General features: G+C 68.3%; 20 protein-coding genes. 9 read left to right on the forward strand and 11 right to left on the reverse strand.

What is annotated here, in order from left to right:
* Positions 1–18: 18 nt before the first annotated feature.
* Genes DR046_RS14025 through DR046_RS14035 form a run of 3 tightly spaced genes read right to left on the reverse strand, consistent with a single transcriptional unit; the run spans position 19 to position 2,156 of the window.
* Positions 19–612 (reverse strand): Smr/MutS family protein, encoded by a 594-nt coding sequence (locus DR046_RS14025; RefSeq protein WP_115383022.1) that lies wholly within the window; start codon positions 610–612, stop codon positions 19–21.
* Positions 609–1,490, reverse strand: a complete 882-nt coding sequence (locus DR046_RS14030; protein ID WP_115383023.1) for an MltA domain-containing protein — start codon at positions 1,488–1,490, stop codon at positions 609–611. Before DR046_RS14030 ends, DR046_RS14025 begins: the two co-directional genes overlap by 4 nt.
* Positions 1,491–1,496: 6 nt before the next feature.
* Positions 1,497–2,156, reverse strand: coding sequence for a Tim44/TimA family putative adaptor protein (locus tag DR046_RS14035; RefSeq protein WP_115383024.1), 660 nt, complete (start codon positions 2,154–2,156; stop codon positions 1,497–1,499).
* 104 nt (positions 2,157–2,260) lie between these two features.
* Between DR046_RS14035 and DR046_RS14040 the strand changes: the two genes are divergently transcribed.
* On the forward strand, positions 2,261–2,749 hold the full coding sequence (locus DR046_RS14040) for an FxsA family protein (RefSeq protein WP_115383025.1): 489 nt from the start codon (positions 2,261–2,263) through the stop codon (positions 2,747–2,749).
* Positions 2,750–2,824: 75 nt separating this feature from the next.
* On the forward strand, positions 2,825–3,364 hold the full coding sequence (gene secB / locus DR046_RS14045) for a protein-export chaperone SecB (RefSeq protein ID WP_115383026.1): 540 nt from the start codon (positions 2,825–2,827) through the stop codon (positions 3,362–3,364).
* A 73-nt stretch (positions 3,365–3,437) separates the two neighbouring features.
* Here secB and dnaQ read toward each other — a convergent pair whose 3' ends face one another.
* The 4 genes from dnaQ to DR046_RS14065 are packed head-to-tail and all read right to left on the reverse strand — an operon-like array spanning position 3,438 to position 6,080.
* Positions 3,438–4,124: a DNA polymerase III subunit epsilon gene (dnaQ, locus tag DR046_RS14050; RefSeq protein ID WP_115383027.1), complete on the reverse strand. Its 687-nt coding sequence runs from the start codon at positions 4,122–4,124 to the stop codon at positions 3,438–3,440.
* Positions 4,121–4,690 (reverse strand): dephospho-CoA kinase, encoded by a 570-nt coding sequence (gene coaE, locus DR046_RS14055; protein WP_115383028.1) that lies wholly within the window; start codon positions 4,688–4,690, stop codon positions 4,121–4,123. The genes dnaQ and coaE overlap by 4 nt, the downstream gene beginning before the upstream one ends.
* Positions 4,687–5,502 carry a shikimate dehydrogenase gene (locus DR046_RS14060; RefSeq protein WP_115383029.1) on the reverse strand — a complete coding sequence of 272 codons (816 nt, stop codon included), beginning with the start codon at positions 5,500–5,502 and terminating at the stop codon, positions 4,687–4,689. The genes coaE and DR046_RS14060 overlap by 4 nt, the downstream gene beginning before the upstream one ends.
* On the reverse strand, positions 5,499–6,080 hold the full coding sequence (locus tag DR046_RS14065) for a Maf family protein (RefSeq protein ID WP_115383030.1): 582 nt from the start codon (positions 6,078–6,080) through the stop codon (positions 5,499–5,501). The genes DR046_RS14060 and DR046_RS14065 overlap by 4 nt, the downstream gene beginning before the upstream one ends.
* A gap of 379 nt (positions 6,081–6,459) precedes the next feature.
* On the opposite strand from DR046_RS14065, the gene hemJ reads away from it, so the two are divergent.
* The 7 genes from hemJ to DR046_RS14100 all read left to right on the forward strand — a co-directional run bounded on the left by hemJ (position 6,460) and on the right by DR046_RS14100 (position 13,793).
* Positions 6,460–6,891, forward strand: a complete 432-nt coding sequence (gene hemJ, locus DR046_RS14070; RefSeq protein ID WP_115383031.1) for a protoporphyrinogen oxidase HemJ — start codon at positions 6,460–6,462, stop codon at positions 6,889–6,891.
* Between the two features lie 145 nt (positions 6,892–7,036).
* Positions 7,037–8,347, forward strand: coding sequence for a transcription termination factor Rho (gene rho, locus DR046_RS14075; protein ID WP_115383032.1), 1,311 nt, complete (start codon positions 7,037–7,039; stop codon positions 8,345–8,347).
* A gap of 12 nt (positions 8,348–8,359) precedes the next feature.
* Positions 8,360–9,643 (forward strand): tRNA uridine-5-carboxymethylaminomethyl(34) synthesis GTPase MnmE, encoded by a 1,284-nt coding sequence (gene mnmE / locus DR046_RS14080; protein WP_115383033.1) that lies wholly within the window; start codon positions 8,360–8,362, stop codon positions 9,641–9,643.
* Positions 9,644–9,645: 2 nt separating this feature from the next.
* On the forward strand, positions 9,646–11,511 hold the full coding sequence (gene mnmG, locus DR046_RS14085) for a tRNA uridine-5-carboxymethylaminomethyl(34) synthesis enzyme MnmG (protein ID WP_115383034.1): 1,866 nt from the start codon (positions 9,646–9,648) through the stop codon (positions 11,509–11,511).
* On the forward strand, positions 11,508–12,107 hold the full coding sequence (gene rsmG / locus DR046_RS14090; protein ID WP_115383035.1) for a 16S rRNA (guanine(527)-N(7))-methyltransferase RsmG: 600 nt from the start codon (positions 11,508–11,510) through the stop codon (positions 12,105–12,107). Before mnmG ends, rsmG begins: the two co-directional genes overlap by 4 nt.
* Positions 12,104–12,898: a ParA family protein gene (locus DR046_RS14095; protein ID WP_115383036.1), complete on the forward strand. Its 795-nt coding sequence runs from the start codon at positions 12,104–12,106 to the stop codon at positions 12,896–12,898. The genes rsmG and DR046_RS14095 overlap by 4 nt, the downstream gene beginning before the upstream one ends.
* Before the next feature lie 43 nt (positions 12,899–12,941).
* Entirely contained in the window at positions 12,942–13,793 is an 852-nt protein-coding gene (locus DR046_RS14100; RefSeq protein ID WP_245190946.1) for a ParB/RepB/Spo0J family partition protein, read from the forward strand.
* On the opposite strand, the gene hemW is transcribed toward DR046_RS14100, so the two are convergent.
* The 4 genes from hemW to rph are packed head-to-tail and all read right to left on the reverse strand — an operon-like array spanning position 13,779 to position 16,634.
* Complete coding sequence (gene hemW / locus DR046_RS14105) at positions 13,779–14,936, reverse strand: radical SAM family heme chaperone HemW (protein WP_115383038.1); 1,158 nt, start codon at positions 14,934–14,936, stop codon at positions 13,779–13,781. The genes DR046_RS14100 and hemW overlap by 15 nt on opposite strands.
* On the reverse strand, positions 14,933–15,316 hold the full coding sequence (locus DR046_RS14110) for a RidA family protein (protein ID WP_115383039.1): 384 nt from the start codon (positions 15,314–15,316) through the stop codon (positions 14,933–14,935). The genes hemW and DR046_RS14110 overlap by 4 nt, the downstream gene beginning before the upstream one ends.
* The gene (rdgB, locus tag DR046_RS14115) at positions 15,313–15,924 is read right to left on the reverse strand and encodes an RdgB/HAM1 family non-canonical purine NTP pyrophosphatase (protein ID WP_115383040.1); all 612 of its coding nucleotides are present in this window, start codon (positions 15,922–15,924) and stop codon (positions 15,313–15,315) included. The genes DR046_RS14110 and rdgB overlap by 4 nt, the downstream gene beginning before the upstream one ends.
* Positions 15,921–16,634, reverse strand: a complete 714-nt coding sequence (rph, locus tag DR046_RS14120) for a ribonuclease PH (RefSeq protein WP_115383041.1) — start codon at positions 16,632–16,634, stop codon at positions 15,921–15,923. Before rph ends, rdgB begins: the two co-directional genes overlap by 4 nt.
* Positions 16,635–16,695: the final 61 nt, after the last annotated feature.

Below are 16,695 nucleotides of genomic sequence, written 5' to 3' on the forward strand. Positions count from 1 at the left end.
CTTCCGGTCGGCTGCGCCCTATCGCCTTCGCAGGTAGACGTAGTACGCGCCGGAGCCGCCATGGCCCCGGCTTGCCTCGGTGATCTGGAGCACGACCGAGGACAGCGGCGCCATGCCCAGCCAGACCGGCACCTGGTGCTTCAGCACCCCCAGCCGGTTCGGCATGACCGTGTCCGATGGCTTGGACTTGCCCTTGCCCGTCACCACCAGGACCAGCCGCTTGCCGGAGGCATGGGCCGACATCACGAAGCGCGCCAGTTCCGGCTGGGCCTGCGCCAAAGTCAGGCCGTGCAGGTCCAGCTTGCCCTCGGGGCGCAGCTTGCCGGCCTTCATCCGCTTGTGGACCCTCGCGTCCATCCGGAGCGGCGTCTGAGCCACCTGGTCCGTGATCGACGACGCGAGCGAATGGGCAGAGGCCCGGGCCTTCGCCTTCTGGCCAAGCTCGAAGGGCTGGACGGGGCGGCGCGGTGCCGTCGCTGCGGTGGGCTTCGCGGCCTCGGGGGGCGGTGCCTCGCGGTGGAGGTCGCGGCGCGCCTCGTCCAGCGGATCGGCGGAGCGGGTGTAGCGCCGCCACAGGTCGCGATCCTCGGCGCTGAGGCGCCGCCGCCTCATCGCGGCAAGAGCGGCGTCATCCGCCCGGCGAGGTTCATCTCTCCGGCGGCCGCACCGGCCGCGTCCCCCGTGCCGTGGAACAGGTCCAGCCGGCCCGGTCCCTTGATCGCCGACCCGGTATCCTGCGCGATGCAGAGCCGGGCGAGCCCCGGCGCCTCGATCCAGACCGGCGTGCCGAGCGGCGTGTGACCGGGGTCGCAGGCCACGCTGCGGCCTGCGGTCACCGGGCAGCCCATCGTCCCTAACGGCCCGTCCCCGGGCGGGCCGTCATGGATGCGGAAGAAGACGTAGCTCGGGTTCTCGTCCATCAGCGCGCGACCGCGCGTCGGGTCGGCGCGCAGCCAGGCCTTCAGCCGCTCGGCCGTCAGGTCGAGGCCGAAGACCTTCCGCTCGATCAGGATCTGACCGATCGACCGATAGGCACGGCCGTTGCTGCCGCCATAGCCCAGCCGCAGGACCGTCCCGTCGGGCAGGCGCAGCCGGCCGGAGCCCTGCACCTGGAGGAAGAACCGGTCCACCTCGTCACGCAGCCAGGCCAGCACGCCGCCCGACAGCCGCGTGTCGATATCGGCGCGGCGCAGGGTGCAGCCGCCCTCGGGCAGGGCGTGGACGGGGATCGGAAACTCGGGACTGCGGGTCAGCGAAGCCGGAAGCTCCGGCTCGTAATAGCCGGTGATGCGTGCGGCGAGGCTGCGGCCCAGGGAGAAGCGGGTCTCGAAGAACGCGCGCGCCGAGGTCGCGGCCCGCGCCGGGATCGCGAGCGGATGACCGTCCATGCGGCGGAAGGCGGCCAGGGCCGCCTCGAGGTCGTCCTCCTCCCATCCCGGGGGCGGGGCGAAGGGCGAGCCCGCCGTATCGGGAGGGTCGAGCCGCGTCATCGCATGTCAGCCGCCGGTCGCGACCAGCTTCCAGTTCGGATCGTCCGAGCCCATCTCGCGCGCGAAGGTCCAGACATCGCGCTGCTTCTTGATCTCGTTCGGGTTGCCCTCGACCACGGTGCCCTCGGCGTCGCGCACGACCGAGGTCAGCTCGCCGACGAAGCGCAGGGTGATCTGTGCCTCGTTGGTGGCGCGGTCGAACTCGGCCTCCTGCAGGACGGTCTCCCGGACACCGATGAAGTTGGCGTCGATCCGGAGCCCCTTGTCCTCACGGTCGGCGATCACGCCGAGGAAGGCCTCGTAGACGTCCTCGGACAGGAAGTCCTGCACGTCCGAGAGATCGCCGTTCTCGAAGGCCATCAGGATCATCTCGTAGGCGCCGCGGGCCCCGGCGACGAAGTCGGTGACGACGAAGCCCGGCTCGGCCAGCTTCATGCCGGACAGGGCCTTGGCGCTGTCGGAGCCGTCGTCGACATGGTCGGTGATGTCGCGATCCGGACCGCCCTCGATCACTTCGAAGTCGCGGCGCACCGGCGGATCCGACCGGCCGGCGATCGCCGTCGGCTTCTCGAAGCCGGTGCGCTTGCCCAGCACGTTCTTCAGACGGATCACGAGGAACAGGGCAATGCCGGCAAGGACAAGAAGTTGTATCACGGCGTCGTTCATCCCTATCGCGGCTCCGGCGGGTGCGGGGTTGGTATCGCACTCGTCGCACATATGTAAGTGCGGCTTGGGGTCAAGGTGCCCGTCCCGGATTGGAGATGACGACAATGTGGCTTCTGCTGCTCTTCATCGGCGTTCCGCTGATCGAGATCGCGCTGTTCATCCAGGTCGGCGGGCTGATCGGGCTGTGGCCGACGCTGCTGATCGTGGTGCTGACGGCGATGGCAGGCACATATCTCGTGCGCCGCCAGGGGCTGGCGCAGATCGCGGAGATGCAGCGCAGCTTCGAGCGGCTCAGCGACCCGACCCGTCCGCTGGCCCATGGCGCGATGATCCTCGCATCCGGCCTGCTGCTGCTGACGCCGGGCTTCTTCACCGACGCGGTCGGCTTCGCCCTGCTCGTGCCGGCCGTGCGCGAGGCGGTGCTGCGACAGGTGCGGTCCCGGATCGAGGTGAAGTCCTTCTCTATGGGCGGTGCGCAGGCGCAGGCCCGGCAGCCGATGGACGATGGCGTGATCGAAGGCGAATATGTCGAGATGCCCCGGCGCGAGGGGCCCTCGGGCTGGACCGACCCGGACAGGTCGCGCCGCGACTGATCCCGGCCCGTGTTGTAGCGGCCCGGAGCCTCTGTTACCTCGGGCCCGACCTTTTCCAGACCGGAGACCGGACCCATGGCTGAAGACGACACGCAGACCGCCGCCCCCCAGACGACCGGCGCGACCGGCCCGAACGGCGCGGCGCAGACGCAGAAGGCCCCGAACATGCAGGTTCTGGGCCAGTTCATCCGCGACATGTCCTTCGAGAACGTCGCCGCCCAGAAGGGCCAGACGATGGAGGGCTCGCCCGACATCAACGTGCAGGTCGGGCTGGACGCGCGCAAGCGCCAGCAGGAGAACCAGTACGAGGTCGCGACCAAGCTGACCATCACCGCCAAGAAGAAGGGCGCCGACGACGCGATCTTCGTGATGGAGCTGGACTATGCCGGCGTCTTCGCGATCCAGAACGTGCCCGAGAACCAGCTGCACCCCTACCTGCTGATCGAATGCCCGCGGATGCTGTTCCCGTTCCTGCGCCGGATCGTCTCGGACGTGACGCGCGACGGCGGTTTCCCGCCGCTGAACCTCGAGAACATCGATTTCGTGACGCTCTACCGCAACGAGATCGCGCGCCGTGCCCAGGCGCAGCAGGCCGCGCCGACCGCGCAGGCCTGACTTCCGAGAGCGGCGCGCCGGGCCTCGGCCGAGCCTGACGCGCCGTCCCCGGGCCGCCCCGCGCGGGACCGGCTCACCCGGACTTCCACAAGGCCCCGCTCCCCAGCTTCTCGACGAAGGCGGCATGCGCCGCCCGCTCCGCGTCGGTAAGACGGGACGGCAACGGCGCGGGCCGGGGATGGGCCTTCCATTGGCCGCTCTCCTGCACCGCCTGACGGCGGGCCGGCCCGGCGAGCGTCAGGCTGGTCTGCCGCCCGCCGATCAGCTCCAGATAGACCTCCGCCAGGATCTCGCTGTCGAGCAGGGCGCCGTGCTTCTCGCGCGAGGAATTGTCGACGCCGAAGCGGCGGCAGAGCGCGTCGAGCGAGGCGGGCGAGCCGGGGAACTTCGACCGCGCGATGGCGAGCGTATCGACCGCGCGTTCCATCGGCAGGACGGGCAAGCCCATCCAGGCGAGCTCGGCATTGAGGAACTTCATGTCGAAGGCGGCATTGTGGATCACCAGCTTGTCGTCGCCGATGAAGTCGAGGAACTGCTGCCCGATCTGCGCGAAGACGGGGAAGTCCTTCAGGAACTCGTCGCCCAGCCCGTGCACCTCGAAGGCGCCCTGCGGCATCGCCCGCTCGGGGTTGATGTACTGGTGGTAGGTGCGACCGGTGGCGACGTGGTTGATCAGCTCGACGGCGCCGATCTCGACGATGCGGTCGCCGGATTCGGGCTCGAATCCGGTGGTCTCGGTGTCGAGGACGATCTCTCTCATGCGCGAAGCTCCTCCAGGATGGCGTCGACCTGGGCCGCGGCGGCCTCGGGCGTGGTGGTCTCGATGACGTAGTCGGCGCGGGCGCGCTTTTCCGCGTCGGGCATCTGGCGCGTGAGGATATCCTCGAACGCCGCCTCCGTCATCGTGCCGCGCGCAAGGACGCGGGCGCGCTGCACCTCGGGCGGAGCGGTCACGACGATGCTGTGGTCGACCGGGAACCCCGTCTCGAAGAGCAGCGGGATGTCGAGCAGGACGATGGGCGCGTCGGCGGCCTCGAGGAACCCGGCACGGTCGGCAGCGACGAGCGGATGGACGATGGCCTCGACGCGCTTGAGCGAGGCGGGGTCGGAGGCGATCGCCTCGCGCAGGGCGGCACGGTCGACGGTCCCGTCCCGCACCGCCTGGGGAAAAGCTTCGGCGAGCGGGGCGACGGCGGCACCCCCGGGCGCATAGAGGCGATGAACGGCGGCATCCGCGTCCCAGACGGGCACGCCGCGCGCGGCGAAGAGCGCGGCAGTCGTCGTCTTCCCCATCCCGATGGAGCCGGTGAGGCCGAGCACGATCATGCCATAACTGCGGCGCGAAGCGCGTCGTCGACCTGCGGCTCCGCCCCGAACCACGCGCGGAAGCCCGGCACGGCCTGGTGAAGCAGCATCCCCAGCCCGTCCACGACCGGATTGCCCCGCGCCCGGGCGGCGGCCAGCAGCGGCGTTTCGAGCGGGGTGTAGACGATGTCGGTAACCGTGGCCGTCGGATCGAGACCGGTCAGGTCCAGCTCGAGCGGCGGGTTGCCCGCCATGCCGAGGCTGGTCGTGTTGACGACCAGCGCGTGCCCCGGCAGCGCCTCGGCGGCCCGCTCCCAGGGATGGGTGACGACGCGGGGGCCGAACAGCTCGGCCAGCGCCTCCGCCCGCCCGGCGCTGCGGTTGGTCAGGGTGACCCGCTCGGCCCCCTCGTCCAGAAGCGCCGCGATCACGCCGCGCGCGGCGCCGCCCGCCCCGAGGACGAGCGCCGGGGCGCGCGCGTCCCGGCCCGGCGCCTCCTGCCGGAGATTGGCGAGGAAGCCGTAGCCATCGGTATTGTCGGCATGGATGCGACCGTCGCGGAAGGTCAGCGTGTTGGCCGCCCCGACGGCCCGCGCCCTGTCGGTGACCTCGTCGGCCAGCGCGAAGACGGCTTCCTTGTGGGGGATCGTGACGTTGATCCCGGCGAAGCCCAGGCGCGGCAGAAGGGCCAGCGTCGCCTCGAGATCCTCGGCACGGACATGCAGCGGCACATAGTGCCCGTCGATGCCGTAGCGGCGCAGCCAGTGACCGTGGAGGCGCGGCGAGCGGCTATGGGCGATCGGGTCCCCGATCACGCCGGCGAGGCGGGTCATGCCTCGATCTCCCCACGGATGACGAGGAAGTCGATCAGCGGCAGCAACGGCAGACCCAGCACGGTGAAGAAGTCCCCGCGCACCTGGTGGAACAGCCGCGCGCCCTCGCCTTCCAGCGTGTAGGCGCCGGCGGAATGGCGGATCTCGTCCCAGTTGCGGTCGACATAGCTGTCGATCCAGGCCGGAGAGGCCGCGCGCATGATCATGGTGACGTCGCCGACATGGCGCCAGACGGGTCGGCCCTCTTCGGTGATGACGGCCGCGGAATGGAGCTTGTGAGGACTGCCGCGAAGGCGGGTGAGCTGCTCGACGGCCTCTTCCGGCGTGGCGGGCTTGCCGAGCAGCGCGCCCTGATGGTCGAGGGTCTGGTCGCAGCCCAGCACGAGGCCCGGCCGCCGCACGCGAAGCGCCTTCATCTCCGCCAGGGCGTCGGCCACGGCGCGCGGCCCGTGGCCCTCCGCCAGCAGGGCGTCGCGGATCGCCGCCTCGTCGATCCGGGCGGGCACCGCCTCGAACGGGATCGCGGCGTCTGTCAGCATATTCTGCCGCGTGCGGGAGGAGGAGGCGAGGGTCAGCATGTGGATCGTTGCGTGAGGAACCCGGCGGAGAACCCTGTCGATGCACGGTGAGCGACTGCGCCGCCGCGCCCGTCAGGGGAGAACTGCCCGGTTCCTAGCGGCTTCGGCCCGACTTATCCATGGGGAGGACTCGCGCAGGCCAAGGCGGATGCCGGGGGCGCCAAGGGGCGTTGTCGGCCGAGTCGCTCACAGGCTTCTCCCCGTCCGGGCGGCCTTGGCGACATAGGGCCCCGGAGGAGTTATCAACGCCTCGTCCTCCAGGACTTCTCCCGCTGTGGGCGGAGCTGTGGAGTGGATTCAATCCCCGATCTTCGACCCCCCTATCCACTACTATCATCCTTTCTTTTATCTTTCTAAGAGACGGGCGAAGGGGGCGGCCATGGATCCTTATCTCTGGGTGAAGGCACTGCACGTGATCTCGGTCATCGCGTGGATGGCGGGGCTGTTCTATCTGCCCCGGCTCTTCGTCTACCATGTCGAGCGGCGCGAGGAGGTGCCGGCGATGCTGCCGGTGCTGGAGATCATGGAGCGCCGGCTGCTGCGCGGCATCATGACGCCCGCCCTGGTCGCGACCTGGGTCTTCGGGCTGGCCATGATCTGGATGGGCGGCGTCGACTGGAGCACCGCCTGGCCCTGGGTGAAGGCGGCGGCCGTCCTGGTCATGACCTGGTTCCATTTCTGGTGCGCGGGCCAGCGAAAGGCACTTGCCGAGGGGCGGTCCGCGGTCACCGGGCGCGGCTACCGGATGATGAACGAAGTGCCGACCTTGCTGCTGATCGTGATCGTCGTCTCGGTGATCGTGAAGTTCTGACTTGACCTCTCGGCGTTGACACCGGGCCCCGGGCCGCTTAGCTGAGCCTTACGGGGGGCCGTCCTGGCCCGCATCCCGTTTTCCCGATTAATCACAGCGCCGCCCCGGCCGGGGTCCGAGCGCGTCCCGACGGAGCCTCGCCCCCATGCGCGACGATATCCCCGGTGCCGAGGACGGCACCCAAGAGCAGACCGGCACCCTGAACCTGCGCGACCTGAAGGCGACCTCGCCCAAGGATCTGGTCGACATGGCCGAGGAGCTCGAAATCGAGAACGCCTCGACCATGCGCAAGGGCGAGATGATGTTCTCGATCCTGCGCGAGCGGGCCGACGAGGGCTGGGAGATCAGCGGCGAAGGCGTGCTGGAGGTCCTGCAGGACGGCTTCGGCTTCCTGCGCTCGCCCGAGGCGAACTATCTCTCCGGACCCGACGACATCTACGTCTCGCCCGACGTGATCCGCCAGCACTCGCTGCGCACCGGCGATACGGTCGAGGGCGTGATCCAGGCGCCGGACGACAACGAGCGCTATTTCACGATCACCAAGGTCACGCAGATCAACTTCGAGGACCCCGAGCGCGCGCGCCACAAGGTCTCCTTCGACAACCTGACGCCGCTCTACCCGGACGAGCGGCTGAAGCTGGAGATCGAGGATCCGACGATCAAGGACCGTTCGGCCCGGATCATCGATCTGGTCGCGCCGATCGGGAAGGGCCAGCGGTCGCTCATCGTGGCGCCGCCACGGACCGGCAAGACCGTCATCCTCCAGAACATCGCGAAGTCGATCGAGACGAACCATCCGGAATGTTACCTGATGGTCTTGCTCATCGACGAGCGGCCGGAAGAGGTGACGGACATGCAGCGGTCGGTGAAGGGCGAGGTCATCTCCTCCACCTTCGACGAACCCGCGACGCGGCACGTGGCCGTCAGCGAGATGGTGATCGAAAAGGCCAAGCGTCTGGTCGAGCATAAACGAGATGTTGTGATCCTGCTCGACTCGATCACAAGACTTGGTAGAGCCTTCAACACCGTCGTGCCGTCCTCGGGCAAGGTCCTGACCGGCGGTGTCGACGCGAACGCGCTGCAGCGGCCGAAGCGGTTCTTCGGCGCGGCGCGCAACATCGAGGAAGGCGGGTCGCTGACGATCATTGCGACGGCACTGATCGACACCGGCTCGCGGATGGACGAGGTGATCTTCGAGGAATTCAAGGGCACCGGCAACTCCGAGATCGTGCTCGACCGGAAGGTGGCAGACAAGCGCGTCTTCCCGGCGATGGACATCCTCAAGTCCGGCACGCGGAAAGAAGAGCTGCTGGTCGATCCGAAGGACCTGCAGAAGACCTTCGTGCTGCGGCGGATCCTGAACCCGATGGGGACGACGGACGCGATCGAGTTCCTGATCTCGAAGCTGAAGCAGACCAAGACGAACGCGGACTTCTTCGACTCGATGAATTCCTGACGGCGCGATGCCATGGCGGATACGATCTATGCCCTGGCGACGGCGCCGGGGAAGGCCGGGCTTTGCGTCCTGCGGATCTCGGGGCCTAGGGCCTTCGACATCCTGACGGCACTTGGCGGAGGGGAGGTTCCCCTCCGCTCCGCGCGGGTGCGGGCGCTGAAGGACGGGGCGGGGGGCGTTCTCGACCAGGCGCTGGTCCTGACGTTCGGCGCCGGGCGAAGCTTCACCGGGGAAGACGTCGTCGAGCTGCATCTTCATGGCAGCATCGCGGTGCAGCGGGCGGTCTTCGCCCGGCTCGAGGAGCTGGGTCTTGCGCGGATGGCGAAACCCGGGGAGTTCACGCGCCGCGCGCTGCTGAACGGGCGCATGGACCTGACGGAGGTGCAGGGCCTGGCCGACGTCATCGAAGCCGAGACCGAGGAACAGCGCCGCGCGGCGATGCGGGTGATGGGCGGCGAGATGTCGGGGCTGATCCTCGGCTGGCGGTCGCGCCTGATCCGGGCTGCGGCGCTGATGGAGGCCACCATCGATTTCGCCGACGAGGAGGTTCCGGTCGACGTCATGCCGGAGGTCGTTGAGCTGTTGTCTTCGGTCGTGGACGAAATGGCCGGAGAAGCGTCCGGGTCCTCTGCCGCGAAGGCGCTGCGCGAAGGGTTCGAGGTCGCCATCGTCGGTGCGCCGAATGCGGGCAAGTCCTCGCTTCTGAACGCCATCGTGCGGAGCGACGCGGCGCTGGTCTCCGAAATCCCGGGGACGACCCGGGATGTCATCGAGCGCGCGGTCGACCTGCAGGGGCTGAAGGTGATCTTCGTGGATACGGCCGGTTTGCGGGAGACCGACGATCCGGTGGAGCGGCTCGGCGTTGCGCGCGCGAAGGAGAGGGCGGAGGCGGCTGACATGCGGCTGTTTCTTCACGAGGAAGAATCGGTCCCGGCATTTCCTGTGGCGCGGGCTCCGCATGACCTCGTGTGCCGGACCAAGGCTGATCTGCACGGCGGTGAGGGCCTGTCGTCCAGAACGGGCGCGGGACTGGACGCGCTGCTGGAGGCGATCGCGGCCCACTTCGCTTCCGTCGCCGGGTCGGCCGGTTTCGTCAGCCGGACGCAGGACGAGATGGCGCTGAGAGAGGCGATAGCCGCTTTGACCTCTGCCCTGGAAACCTGCTATCTGGGGGATGTCGAGCTCGTCGTCTTCGAGCTGCGCAAGGCGGTCACGGTTCTGGAACGGATCGTCGGCCAGATTGGTGTCGAAGACGTGCTCGACGAAGTTTTTCGGTCTTTCTGTCTCGGGAAGTAGGAGTGTTTCACGTGAAACATCGCAACTACGATGTCGTCGTCGTCGGCGCCGGACATGCAGGCACCGAGGCGGCCCATGTCGTCTTTCGCATGGGCGGAACGGCTGCGCTTGTCACGATGAACGGCTCAGACCTGGGCGCGCTTTCCTGCAATCCCGCGATTGGCGGCCTGGGCAAGGGCCATCTCGTGCGCGAGGTGGACGCCATGGGCGGGCTGATCGGCCGGGCGGCCGACGAGGCAGGGATCCAGTTCCGGTTGTTGAACCGAAGCCGCGGTCCCGCCGTCCAGGGGCCCCGCGCCCAGATGGATCGGGAGGAATACCACGCTGCGATTTCTCGCCGTTTTGCCGAAGGCATCGGGCCTGATGTCATCCATGGCGAGGTCGTCGATATCGTCACGGACAAGACGGGGCGTGTCTCCGGCGTCCGGCTGTCCGACGGGGCGGAGATCCCGGCGAAGTGCGTCGTGCTGGCGACGGGGACGTTCCTCGGCGGTCGGATCCTGATCGGGAGGGAAGCCTCCGAGGGCGGTCGTGCCGGCGCCCGTGCTGCAACCGAACTGGGGCGGCGGCTGCGCGGTCACGGCTTGAAGGTCGGACGGTTGAAGACCGGCACGCCCCCACGGCTTCGGAAATCGACGATCGGCTGGGACGAACTGGAACGGCAAGACGGGGACGCCGCCCCGACGCTTTTTTCGTTCATGAGCGACGCGCCTTCTTTGCCGCAGGTTGCCTGCCGGATCACCCACACGAACGAAGACACGCACCGGATCATCCGGGAAAACCTCGATCAGTCCGCGATGTATGGCGGGATGATCGAGGGCGTGGGGCCGCGTTATTGCCCGTCCATCGAGGACAAGGTCACGCGCTTCGCCGACAAGGCGTCGCATCAGATCTTCCTTGAGCCGGAGGGGCTGGCCTCGGAACTCGTCTACCCGAACGGCATCTCGACATCCTTGCCGGTCCACATCCAGGAAGCCTACATCCGCAGCATTGCCGGCCTGGAAGCTGCGGAGATCGTTCGACCCGGCTATGCGATCGAGTACGATTACGTCGATCCACGTTGCCTGTCGCAAAGTCTGGAGCTTCCCGACATCCCGGGGCTCTTCCTCGCTGGGCAGATCAACGGGACGACCGGGTATGAGGAAGCCGCAGCACAAGGGCTCGTCGCCGGCATCAACGCTCTGAATCATGCCCGAGATCGCGAGGCGACCACCTTCTCGCGGGCGAGCAGCTATATCGGCGTGATGATCGACGATCTCACGACGCGAGGCGTTTCGGAACCTTATCGCATGTTCACCTCGCGCGCCGAGTTCCGCCTCATGCTGCGCGCGGACAACGCCGACATGCGCCTGACGCCGCTAGGTATCTCCCTCGGGACAGTCGATGATCGCCAGCGGGCGGCGTTCGAACGGAAGGCTGAGCAGATAGGTGATCTGACGACGCATCTGCGTTCCGCCCGCGTCACCAAGGCGAGTGTCGTTCCCGGCGCGGCGTCCGCCGGCAAACGGAGCCTCTACGAGATCATGAGCGATCCCGACGTGACCTTGCCCGACATCATGGGAGCGGTCACCGACCACGGTGCTTGGGGCCAGGACATCTGGACCCAGGTGGACCGAAACGCTCTCTATGCGAATTACGAGGAGCGGCAGCAGAGGGATGCGGAGGCGCTTGTCCGGGACGAGGCCGTAAGGCTCGATCCGCGTCTGGACTACTGGGCTGTCGCCGGACTGACGAATGAGCAGCGGGAGAAGCTGACGCGCGCCCGGCCGGAGACGCTCGGACAGGCGTCGCGGATCGAAGGCATGACGCCGGCCGCGCTCGTGTCCCTATTGGCGGTGCGAAGAACGACGGGCGCCAAGGCGGGATGAACGGGTCGCTAGATCGTGCGGCCGATGTTTCACGTGAAACATTGGAGGCGTTTGCCGCCCTCCTCCAGCGCTGGACCAGGAAGATCAACCTCGTCGGCAGCCTGGACACCAACGATCTGTGGGATCGTCACATCCTCGACTGTGCGCGACTGGCAGACCTCATCCCGCACGAAGCCAAAACCTACGCCGACCTCGGAACCGGCGCAGGGCTCCCAGGTCTGGTTGTTGCAATCCTCCGACCCGACCTAAGCACCACGCTGATCGAATCCGACAACAGGAAGGCTGCGTTTCTTCGCGCGGCCCGACGCGATCTGTCGCTGAACGCGAGGATCATCTGCAACCGGATCGAGGTGGCGGCGCCCCAATCGGCCGACGTCGTTTCCGCTCGTGCGCTGGCGCCGCTTCCGGATCTGCTGCGCCTCGCGACGCGTCACGGAGGACCCGCGACGTACTACCTTTTCCCGAAGGGCGAGCGATGGGAGCGGGAGGTTGCCGAGGCCCGGCGCGCATGGTCCTTCGACCTCCAAGTCTCGGATTCAAGACGCGAAGGCGCCGGTCCCGTCCTCCTGATCACGAACGTGAGTGAGATCGCATGAAGAAGGCTCAGATCGTCAGCATCGCCAACCAGAAGGGCGGCGTCGGGAAGACGACGACGGCGATCAATCTTGGCGCGGCGCTTGCGATGCGGGGCTGCAGGATCCTCGTGGTCGATCTCGATCCCCAAGGCAACGCCTCGACCGGCCTCGGCATCGAGCGGAGCGCGCGGGCGCGCACCGCCTATGACCTGCTGTTGGGGAGCGACTCCGCGGAAGCGGTGGCGCGTCCGACGGATGTCGAGAACCTCCATATCGTTCCGGCGACCATGGATCTCAGCTCCGCCGATGCGGAACTGATGTCGGCGGCGCGGCGGGTCCACCATCTCAGGAACGCGCTCCGGCACCGCCCCGCGCCTTATGATTTCGTCCTGATCGACTGCCCGCCATCGCTCAACCTGCTGACGATCAACGCGCTCGTGGCCTCCGACTCCCTCATCGTGCCGCTTCAGGCGGAGTTCTTCGCCCTCGAAGGCCTCTCTCAGCTGCTTCTGACGGTGCGCGAGGTGCGCGAGACCGCGAATGCTGACCTCCGCATCGAGGGGATCGTCCTGACGATGTTCGACAAGCGCAACAACCTCTGCATTCAGGTCGAGGAGGATGCCCGCGCCAATCTCGGCGACCTCGTCTTCCAGACCAAGATCCCGCGCAACGTCCGGCTGAGCGAGGCGCCAAGCTACGCCATGCCGGTCCTCAACTACGACCCTACATCGCGCGGGGCGGTCGCCTATCGCGCCCTGGCGAGCGAGATCCTCGAGCGGCACATCACAAGGAAGGAAGCGGCAAGTGTCTGATCCCATGCAGAAAAGACCGATGCGCAGGGGATTGTCCGCGCTCATGGCCGATATGGGCGTCGACGTGAAGGACGCGACCGTCAGCCGGGCTCCGGCCGCCGACCGGTCCGTGCCGATCGAGCAGATCCGGCCCAATCCGAACCAGCCCCGCAGGAATTTCGACGAGGACCGGCTGTCCGATCTGGCCGCCTCCATCGCCTCCAAGGGCATCCTCTCGCCGCTGATCGTCCGGCCGGTCCCGGGCGAGGACGTACGCTACGAGATCGTCGCCGGGGAGCGCCGCTGGCGGGCTGCGCAGCGCAGCGGGCTGCACGAGGTGCCCGTGCTGATCCGCGAGTTCGACGATACCGAAGTCCTCGAAGTTGCGATCATCGAGAACATCCAGCGCGACGACCTGAACGCCATCGAGGAAGCGCTCGGCTTCCAGCAGCTGGTCGACCGCTTCGGCCACACGCAGGAACAGCTGTCCTCGCAACTCGGCAAGTCGCGCAGCCATGTCGCGAACCTGTTGCGCCTGCTGAAGCTGCCGCCCCGGGTGCAGGACCACCTGCGCGAGGGGACGCTGACCGCCGGCCACGCCCGGGCCCTTGTGAACGCCGCCGACCCGGTCGCGCTGGCGGACAAGGTGATCCGCGACGGCCTGTCCGTGCGGGAGACGGAGCGGTTGGCCAAGGCGGTGAAGTCGCCGGAAGGCACGCGGCCGAAGAAGCCCGTCGCCGAGAAGGACGCCGATACGCGCGCATTGGAGGGTGACCTGACGGCTGCGCTCGGCCTCCACGTTCAGATCGCGCACATGCCCGGCGACGAGGGCGGTCATCTGACGATCCGCTACAAGTCCCTCGACCAGCTCGACGCCCTCTGCCGTCTGCTCTCGGACGGGCTAGGAGACGCCTAGCTCCGCGATCACCGTGTTCAGCAACAGCGTCCCGGCGTCGGTCGCGCGGATCCGGTCGCCGACCACGGCGACCATTCCGGCATCGACCAGCCGCGCGACAGAGGTCTCGTCGACCGTTCCGCCCAGTGCGGTGAGACGGGCGCGGGAAATACCCTCGATGCGTCGCAGCCCCATCATCACGTACTCGTCGACGATCTCTGCGCGCGGCAGCACCTCCTCGGACTGTGAGCCGGTGCCGGACCTCTCGGCCGCGTCCAGCCACGCCCCCGGCGCCCGGTGGTTGGCGCTGGCCAGCCGCGCCGGTCCCTGGCCGACACGCCCATGCGCGCCGGGTCCGATCCCCAGCCAGTCGCCGCCGCGCCAGTAGATCAGGTTGTGCCGGCTCTCCTGCCCCGGCCGGGCGTGGTTCGACACCTCATAGCGCGGCAGGCCCGCCGCAGCAGACAGCTCCTGCGTCACATCCCACAGCGCGACCGCCCGGTCCTCGTCCGGCAGCCCGCGCAACCCGCCCCGGCGCGCCCGGTCCCAGAACGCCGTGCCTTCCTCGATCGTAAGCTGGTAAAGCGACAGGTGATCGGGCCCCATCGACAGCGCGCCTTCCAGTTCGTCCTGCCATTGCGCGACCGTCTGGTCCTGACGCGCGTAGATCAGGTCGAACGAGACGCGCTCGCAGGCCGCGCGCGCCATATCGTAGGCCCGCCGCCCCTCCGCTGCGGAATGGAGCCGCCCCAACCGGCGCAGGGAGTCGTCGTCAAGCGCCTGTAATCCAACGGAAAAGCGGTTCACCCCGGCCTCGACGAAGGCCGCGAAGCGCCCTGCTTCCGACGAGGTCGGGTTGGCCTCCAACGTGACCTCCAGATCGTTGGCCACCGTCCACAGGGACCGGATCTCCTCCAGGATCGCGCCGGTCACATCCGGGTCCATCAGCGATGGCGTCCCGCCTCCGAAGAAGACCGACGAGACGACCCTGCCCGGCGTCCGCTCCGCCCAGTGCCGCAACTCCGCCAGATAGGCCGCCCGGAACCGCGCGTGATCGACCCGCGCCAGGACATGGGAGTTGAAGTCGCAATACGGGCATTTCGCCGCGCAGAAGGGCCAGTGCACGTAGATGCCGAAGCCCGCCTGCTGCCAGGTCTCGGTCATCCGCCGCGAAAGGCCGTCACCTCGACCTCATACAGCATCTCGGGCTGCATCAGCCCTGCGATCACCATGCTCGCGGCGGGGCGCACGTCGCCCAGATGCCGCCCCAGCACCGGGACCAGCCGGTCGACGAGCGCGCGGTCGGTGACGTAATGCGTCACCCGCACGATGTCGCCCATCGCGAAGCCGGCCTCGTCCAGCACCCGCGCGACCGTGGCAAAGCAAGCCTCGGCCTGCGCCTCGATCCCCTCGGCCAAAGTCATCGTCGCGTAGTCGTAGCCCGTGACGCCCGCCATGAAGCACCAGTCGCCCTGGACGACGGCGCGGGAATAGCCGACCTCCCGCTCGAAGGCGGAGCCGGTGGAGATCAGCCGCCGCGTCATGCCAGCCGCTCCAGCGCCGCTTTCAGCTGTGCCAGCGCGTCGGCGCGGTGCGAGATCGCGTTCTTCTCCTCCAGCGGCATCTCGGCGAAGGTCCGGTCGTGCCCGTCGGGCACGAACATCGGGTCGTAGCCATGCCCCGTCTGCCCCCGGATCGGCCAGACGAGATGCCCCGGCGCCGTGCCCTCGAAGACTGCTTCCGTCCCATCCGGCCAGAGCAGCACCAGCGTCGCCCGGAACCGCGCGGTCCAAGGTTGCGGCGCGCCCTTCGCGACCAGCGCCGCATGCGCCCGCTCCATCGCCTGACCGAAGTCGCGTCCCTGACCGGTCTCGGCCCAGTCGGCGGTATGCACCCCCGGCTGCCCGTCCAGCGCGTCGACCTCCAGCCCGGAATCGTCGGCCAGCGCGGGCAGCCCGGTCGCCGTTACCGCGGCGCGCGCCTTGATCCGCGCGTTGCCGACGAAGGTCTCCTCGGTTTCCTCGGGCTCCGGCAGGTCGTAATCCGCGTTCGAGCGACAGGCGATGCCCAGAGGCGCCAGCATCGCCGAGAATTCCTCCAGCTTGCCCGCGTTATGCGTGGCGATCAGCAATGTGTCGCCCAGCGGCTTCACGCGACCGCCGCCTTCTGCGCTGCGATTAGTTCGGCCACCCCCGCCTCGGCAAGCGCCAGCAGCGCGTCGAACTCCGCCCGCGAGAAGGGCGCGCCCTCGGCCGAGGCCTGCACCTCGATCATCCGGCCCGCACCGGTCATCACGAAATTGGCGTCCGTCCCGGCTTCGCTGTCCTCGGGATAGTCGAGGTCCAGCACCGCCTGCCCGGCATAGATCCCGCAGGACACGGCAGCGACGTGGTCGAGCAGCGGATCGGTCGTGATCTGGCCCGCCTTCATCAGCTTGTTGACGGCGAGCCGCAGCGCGACCCAGCCGCCGGTGATCGAGGCGCAGCGCGTGCCCCCGTCGGCCTGGATCACGTCGCAGTCGACCGTGATCTGACGCTCGCCCATGGCCTGCCGGTCGATGCCGGCGCGCAGGCTGCGGCCGATCAGGCGCTGGATCTCCTGCGTGCGGCCCGACTGCTTGCCCGTGGTCGCCTCGCGCCGCATCCGTGTCGTCGTCGCCCGCGGCAGCATCCCGTATTCCGCCGTCACCCATCCTTGGCCGGTATTGCGCAGGAAGGGCGGGATGCGTTCCTCCAGCGAGGCGGTGCAGAGGACATGGGTGTCGCCGCAGCGGATCAGGCAGGACCCTTCCGCGTGCTTCGTCACGCCCGTCTCGATCGAGATGTCCCGCATCTGGTTCAACTCGCGTCCCGAAGGTCTCATGTCCTGTCCTCTGGCCTGGGATCTGGTCCGGTTCGCCCGGCTTGTCGCCTGCGCCCGGCTT

The sequence above is a fragment of the Jannaschia formosa genome (assembly GCF_003340555.1).
Classification (GTDB): domain Bacteria; phylum Pseudomonadota; class Alphaproteobacteria; order Rhodobacterales; family Rhodobacteraceae; genus Jannaschia; species Jannaschia formosa.